This window comes from Pseudomonas sp. TE12234 (assembly GCF_054061835.1).
Map to the genome: position 1 here is coordinate 20169 of NZ_JBSSEP010000034.1, position 7118 is coordinate 27286.

The window sequence follows — 7118 nt, forward strand, 5'->3', positions numbered from 1 at the left end:
GTCGCGCTTCTTCGTCTCTTTGCCAAGGATAAGCGTATGTTCCGGTCGGCCAATGCAGCGCATCTCGTGCTGCAGAATCCTGCGATCCGTCACGATTTCAAGGTGCTGGCCTTCAACGGCACTGAAGCCATCAGCACGCTTTACAGCATCCGCATTGAACTGGTCAGCGAGCATCCGGATTTCGATCTGGAAAGCCTGCTCGGCCAACCCGCATTTCTGCAATTCGGCCTTGATGGCGAAGGCATCCATGGGCATATCGAAGACGTGCGGATGGGCGAGACGGGTAAACGTCTGACTCACTATCACCTGACCCTGGTACCGGCGCTGCACTATTTGCAGTTCAGCCACGACCAGCGGATTTTCCAGCGTTTGAACGTGCCGCAGATCATCACCCAGGTCCTCAAAGGCCACGGCATTCAGGCCGATGCCTTTACCTTCCATGTCAGCACCAGTGCGCCGCGCGAGTACTGCACCCAGTACGCGGAAGACAATTTCACCTTCCTCCAGCGCCTGTGCGCCGAGGACGGTATCGCCTGGCATCACCAGCACTCAGCGGACGGTCATAGGCTGGTGTTCACCGATGATCAGGTGTTCCTGCCCAAACTCGGGGCCACGCCTTATCAACAGGACAGCGGCATGGTGGCCGAGCATCCGGTGGTCAGCCGCTTCAGCGTGCGTACCCGCACTCGCACCAGTACCGTCACCCGGCGCGACTATGATCTGAAACGGCCGAGCCTGTTGCTCGAGAGTCGTTTCAGCGCCGAGTTCGGCCCGGCGCTGGAGGATTATCGTTACCCACTGTGGCTGGGGAACGAAAAACGCGGCGACCACCTTGCCCGTCAGGCGCTGGAGCGGCATCGCAGCGACCATGAACTGGGCCAGGGTGAGAGCAATCAGCCACACCTGCGTTGCGGCCATCTGTTCAACCTGATCGACCACCCCCGAAAAAAGTGCAACGACTTGTGGCAGTTGCTCAGTGTTACCCATGATGGCCGACAGCCGCAGGTGCTTGAGGAAGCGGCCAGCAGTGACGTCAAGGCCGCCGACGGTTTCACCCAAGGCTACCGCAACACGTTCTGCGTGATTCCCGCACGGGTGGTTTTTCGTCCACCGCTGCCGCCGCGCCGCCCTCCATTGGTCAGCCAGACAGCGCGGGTGACCGGGCCTGCACACGAAGAGATCTACTGCGACGAGTTCGGCCGGGTGAAGTGCCAGTTCCCGTGGGACCGCGCCGAATTCAACAGTGAACGCAGCAGCTGCTGGATTCGCGTTTCATCGAGTTGGGCCGGGCAAAACTTCGGTTCGGTGACCCTGCCGCGCATCGGCATGGAAGTCGTGGTGACTTTTCTGGAGGGCGATCCTGATCAACCGCTGATCACCGGCTGCGTGGCCAACAAGGTCATGTCCGCGCCTTATCCCTTGCCCGGGCACAAGACCAAAAGCGTGCTGCGCAGCCACAGTTCACCGCACACCGGTGGGTACAACGAACTGATGATCGAAGACCGCGCCGGTCAGGAAAAGATCTACCTGCGCGCCGAACGTGATGTCGAGCAACTGATCCTCAATGACAGCCACAGCCAGATCCGCCGCAACCGCGTTGAGCAGGTCGACGCCAACAGCACCAGCCTGATCAAGGCGGATGAACGGCACACCACCAACGGCACGCGCAGCACCGTCATCGGCACCCACGACCTGCTCAACATCGGCGGCAACAGCAGTACCACCGCTGACGGCACCTTGGTGATCCAGGCCGGTCCACAGGCGCGGGTCTCCGCCAGCCAGGTGGTGATTGATGCCGACGCGAGCCTGACGCTGTCGGCCGGCGGCCATCACATCGTGATTCATTCGGGCGGGATCTTCAGCAGTGTGCCCATCGTCGAGGGGGGCGTGCCGGTGGCGGGGTTACCACCGCTGTCCGCTGCATCAACCACCGCATCTGCCCCACAAGTGCCTTTGTTACCCCATGCGCAGCGACTGGCCCTGATGGCCAGAAAACCGATCTGCGCAGTTTGCGAAGCAACCCGACAGCAAACGGGTGAAGCCAATGCTTGAGTTACCTCTATTACCGGATGATTTGCCATGGTCTATATCGGCCTACCTTCTCCTGGACGGTGTCAGTGCCCCCAACCTGTCGCACACGCTGCGCCGTTGGGATAATCCGGTCCAAGGCCTCTACCAGGGAACGCGCTGGCAGGAACTGGCGGATATTTCACCACGGCTGGTCACCCTCAATGGCGCAGACGATCCGGTGCTGGCGTACTTTCAGGAACATGCAGCCATGGAGTGGGGCTTTCTGCTGTTCAGCTCTGCTGATGCGTCAGCGCTTGTAAAGCACTGGCGTCGCCTGTTGACCGTCAAGCACCCGAGCAACGTGGACGTCATGCCACGCCTCGCCGATCCAGCGGTCATGCATCAGTTGCTCGACCTTGCACGGCAAGCCAACAGTGCACGCTGGTTCGGCCCCGTCCAGCATCTGTGCCTGCCTGATGGTCTTCAGGCCGTGTGGCTACAACATCAACGTCCGGATCACGCCACGCCAGACAGCGGCGATACCTATCGGTTGACCGAGGAGGAACTCACGGCCCTGGAAGAGGCGCAGTTTCATCATGTGGTACTCGACCTCAACGATCACCTGCGGCGCTATTTCCCCGGATTCATGGCGTCCTGCACAGACCGGGAGCGTCTGCGGTTTGCTGAAAAAACAGCGCAGGAGGCTTATCGACACGGCTTCACCTCGGAACAGCAAATCACTCTCTACGGCAATGTATATGCCCATCTGGCCGGCCAGCCGTTGAGCGATCACCCGGACATCGTCGAGCTGCTGACGGTGTCGTCCCAACAATCACCGTTGAGCCGCGTGAATCGCGCAGCCGAGCTGGCACATCAGCGCTCGACCCAGCTTCCGGGAGACGAGCCATGACCACTCAGAAACCGCCGCAATCCGCTGCCAACATCGCCGCCATGGCCAAGAGCGCCCAGGACATCCGTTCGCCCATGGGCCTGTGTCCCCTGATGGGCCAGAAAGTGCAGTTGCTGCCGCTGCGTTATGGACTGGTCGAACACCTTGATCCCTCATCCGAATTGACCCTGCCGCTCAAGCCGGACAGCCAGCCGCTGGGCATACGCCTGCTGCGCGACGGGTACCTGTACATCATCGACAGCGGCACCGGCTACCTGCACGAATACCGCGTCGAACAGGGGCAGATCAGCAAGCTGCTGTGGCAGGGCCCGGAGGTGGCGGGCGATACGCGCACCACGTCGGTGGGTGAACCGCACTTGGTCTTCGCCCGTCGGCACACCTTGTTTGCCAGCTATTCGGAAATCCAGTGGACGGCCTACAAGTGTTCGCAAGTGCTCAAGGACGCCGCCGAGCGCGAGCGCTTGATGCAACGCATCGAGCTGGCCAAAGCCTGTCCAGACCGGGGCGGCGCCGATTTGCTGAGCCTGCGCCAGGCGATAATCTGGCTGGCCGAGGTCGCAGAAACCAGCGCGCCAAGCCCTGGCCGCGAGCCATTGCCCGAAGGTGCCCACCCGCAAGCGCGCCAGCCCTATGGCTGGGAAGACACGTCGCTGTTCAAGGCCACGGCGATCGAAGCACTCACCAGCCAGGTGCTGGGGGATCATCAGAACGACTACCTGTTCCTGGTCTTGCGCGACGACTTTGGGGTGATGCGCGACCTGGCCAGCGCCCAGCTGCAAGTCGCGGACTGGATCGAGCAATGGAGCGCCGACGACGACGCCCAGCGCAAGTACCTCACCGGTGCCTACATCCAGTCCTTGTACGAGGTGACACCGGCGCGCCTCGAGGCGCTGGCCACCCGCGATGCCGATGTCAACGCCCTGATAGAAGACACTGATGCTGCGCAGCAGGCCGCCCTTGAAGAGTATCTGCGCATCCGGCGTGACCATGACGGGCCGCCGATCCATGGCGACGAGGCCCATTGGCGCAAGGCGGCGGCCAGCGATCCTTATGCGCGCGCCGCCGTCAACCTGCAGGACGCCCTGGGCGCAGAGTTGTGGCAAAAGCATCGAGACACCATTGCCAGGCTCCACGGGCAAACCTGGGAAACGTTGCACGGCGAGGCTATCGGCCAGCGCGGCATTGATCATCTGGTCAATCGGGCCGAGATGGAAGCATTTGTCCGCCAGCAGCAAACGCTGCTGGCCCATTGGCACAAGCGCCTGCAGGTCATCCGCGAAGACCGCTTGAACATGATCGTCGCCGGCCATTTCCACCGTGCCGCCTGGTATTACGACTTCCGAAGCGATGCCCAGATCCGCCATCGGCTGGAGACCGAATTCGTCTGCGTGGCCGCCCTGTGCGGTGACCGCGAAGCCACCGAAAAACTGGCCGCCTACCTGCAAAGCAACCTGCTCACCGTGGTGCCGGGGCTGGACACCCTGACCCGGGCCGATCAGCTCGACCTGAGCAAGAAACTCATGGACCTGAGCAATTTCTCGATCACCCTCGCCACGGCACCGGAAAGCCTTGCCAGCGTGAATGTGCTGAGCAACCAGTTCAGAAGCCTGATGAATGAGCGGTTGCCGAACTTTGAGGACCTGAATACGCGGTTCAGGGGGCTGCAGAGTTTGTTGGACGGGGCGTATAACCCGGCGAGGCAATTGAAGATTGCGGACAAGCTCGATCTCGCGCTTAGAGATTTTCGTGTGGGAGGTTCAATCGACCCCAACAATTTCATCCGTGACCTGGGCGTGCCGGCACGCCTGCAACTGTTACGCGAGTTTTCCCGCAGCGGCTTGACCCTGCGGGCGGCGTCGGCGGCGGAAATCCAGGCGTTCAACCAGACCCGCGATGCCGCGCTCGACCTGCGCCGCCAGCTCAAGGACACCTACAAACAGCGCCATCGCGAGTTGTCGCGGCAAATCTATGGCCTGACCGAGCCCGGCGGCGAGCAGAGGCTCAACCAGCGGATCATTAGTCTCAAGACCGCGCTGGTGCCGCTGGAAGACCACCTCAGCCGGGCCCTGACCGTCGGCACGGGTGGCCCCTGGCAAATCGGCACCGTGATCGATGGCATGGCCCCGGTGCTGCGTGACGAAATGGTGCGCACCGTGCGTGATTTCCGCGCCACGGGGACGTTTGGCCAGCCACTGATGAGTGCGTTGAAGTCCGGGGGGGACGGGATTGCGTTGTTGCTGTTTGTTTATCAGGGGCAGAAGTTTTTAGAGGCATTGAGTACGTTTGATAAAAAAACAAACCGCTATTTTTTAGAGACTTGGACTCTTATTGAATCTTTCCTGGTGATGTCGGCTGCTGGTTTTGCGGCAGTACAGGGCCTATCGGTCACAATCCTTCAGGCGCATATAGAACAGATGGGCAGTGCCGCCGGCAAGCTTAATACGATGAGCCGGTTGGGGCGCTGGGCAGGTATTGCAGGGGATCTTGCATTTGGGTTTGGTGCATTGGCCGCCGCAATCGATCTGGGCAAACACTCCCGACAATGGGCTAAAGCGCTGGCCCAAGGCAATCACCAGGCCTTGGCTGCAACAACCCTGCAAATCGCCGGCGACGGCATCCTCGTGGGCACCAACACCTGGGGCGCCAAACACACGACGTCGATCATCAGCCAGGTACTCAAAAAACCCGCCGAGCTACGGGCCCTGGCCTGGGCCGAGGCCAGCCCGCGGCTGTTGAGCATCGCTGCCAGGGCCAACCTGGTGGGGTTGATCGGCACGGCCCTGCAACTGGTGGGCGAAGGCCTGTACAACTACTTCAACCTGGACGCACTGCAGAAATGGCTGCAAGCCAGCGCCTGGGGCAAGGCCAACCTGCAACGCAGCCTGCCGGAGGACTGGAGCGCCTTGGCCCGGGTGGTGCAGCAACCCACCTGCGAGCTGGTCCGAGAGGGGGAACGCACCTATGTGCAACTGCGACTGCCCGGCGTGCGCACCCGGGAAATGGACAGCCGTCAGCTGCATTTGCAGGCCTATCGTCAAACCGGCGATCTGCATCGACCCCGGCCCTACAGTCGGCAGTTACCGCCGACCCGCTGGCAGGAATGCAGCGCGGCGTGGGCGGCGGTTGCCGTGGTCGCCAGCCAGGAAGAGGAGGCCCTGACCCTTCACCTGCCCATCGGCACAGGCATCCAGGCATGGGATTTCGCCCTGGCGATCAACATCGGTTACCAACTGGAGCCCGGGCGCGACTTGCTTCACCGCACCTGTTTTGTCCTGAGCAACCTGCGCATCGCCACGGTGCGGGGGGTACGTTTGCCGACCCAGGGCCGATTCAGGCTCGAGGCCGTGGACAGCTTGCCCCGCGGCACGGGCGATGCCCCTTACTGGTGGTTCACCCGCGACGAAATGGCGACGGTCGATGTTTAGCCAACTGTTCAAGCGCAAAGACAAGCCTGATACCGCCGAGCCGGCGCCGGACATCCGCAGCCAGCGGCCCAGTGCCGGGCAGCTGCGGGTTCGGGGCTTGAATGAAACCCTGTTTCTGGCGCCATTGCCGGTGTACACCGGGCAGGCGCCAGTCTCTCGGCGTAACTTTTCGGCGATGAATGAGACTTTTCTGGAGTTGGGGGGGAGCAACTACGGGATGGTGGAGCTGGGGAAAAGACTGGCAATAATGATTTGGATACCTTTGTTTTTAGCTTTCGTTTTTCCGAGTCTCGTAATTATTCATGGAGTGCTTTTTTATCCAGAAAACTTCACGAACCCGCTCCAGGATCTACTCATGTTTTTGAAGGTTTCGACGCTGGTTTCCCTGGGGGCGATTTTCCCCATCGGCGGCTTCATCTACGGCATGCTCTCCAACGTCCGCACCCTGGCCAAAAGCTACCCGGTGCGCTTCAACCGCCAGCGTCGAGAAGTCTGCTACATCGACGACACCACCCATCGCGTGCTGATCGTGCCTTGGGAAAGCGTGGTGGCCTGGGTCGCTCGCAGCCAGGGCATCACCAGCTATGGCGCGATGCGCGATTACACCTTCGGCATGGGCCTGGAAGACGAAGCGCACGACACTGTGCAATTCATCCTGTCGGCCCAGCCCAGCGATGTCCATGCCCTGGGCATGTGGACGGCCATTCGCAACTACATGGAAGAAGGGGAGTTGGTCGATACGCCCAACCCCATGCTCGCTGCGTTAAGCATCA

The 7118-nt window shown here is 61.3% G+C and carries 4 protein-coding genes; all 4 read left to right on the forward strand.

Annotated elements, in window-relative coordinates:
• The first annotated feature begins 36 nt into the window (after nucleotides 1-36).
• Nucleotides 37-2052 carry a type VI secretion system tip protein TssI/VgrG gene (tssI, locus tag ACVWYU_RS29945; protein WP_457374431.1) on the forward strand — a complete coding sequence of 672 codons (2016 nt, stop codon included), beginning with the start codon at nucleotides 37-39 and terminating at the stop codon, nucleotides 2050-2052.
• Entirely contained in the window at nucleotides 2045-2920 is an 876-nt protein-coding gene (locus ACVWYU_RS29950; protein WP_457374432.1) for a DUF4123 domain-containing protein, read from the forward strand. The genes tssI and ACVWYU_RS29950 overlap by 8 nt, the downstream gene beginning before the upstream one ends.
• Nucleotides 2917-6345, forward strand: a complete 3429-nt coding sequence (locus tag ACVWYU_RS29955) for a toxin VasX (protein WP_457374433.1) — start codon at nucleotides 2917-2919, stop codon at nucleotides 6343-6345. The genes ACVWYU_RS29950 and ACVWYU_RS29955 overlap by 4 nt, the downstream gene beginning before the upstream one ends.
• Before the next feature lie 355 nt (nucleotides 6346-6700).
• The coding region (locus ACVWYU_RS29960) for a DUF6708 domain-containing protein (RefSeq protein ID WP_457374434.1) at nucleotides 6701-7118 on the forward strand (418 nt) is incomplete at its 3' end.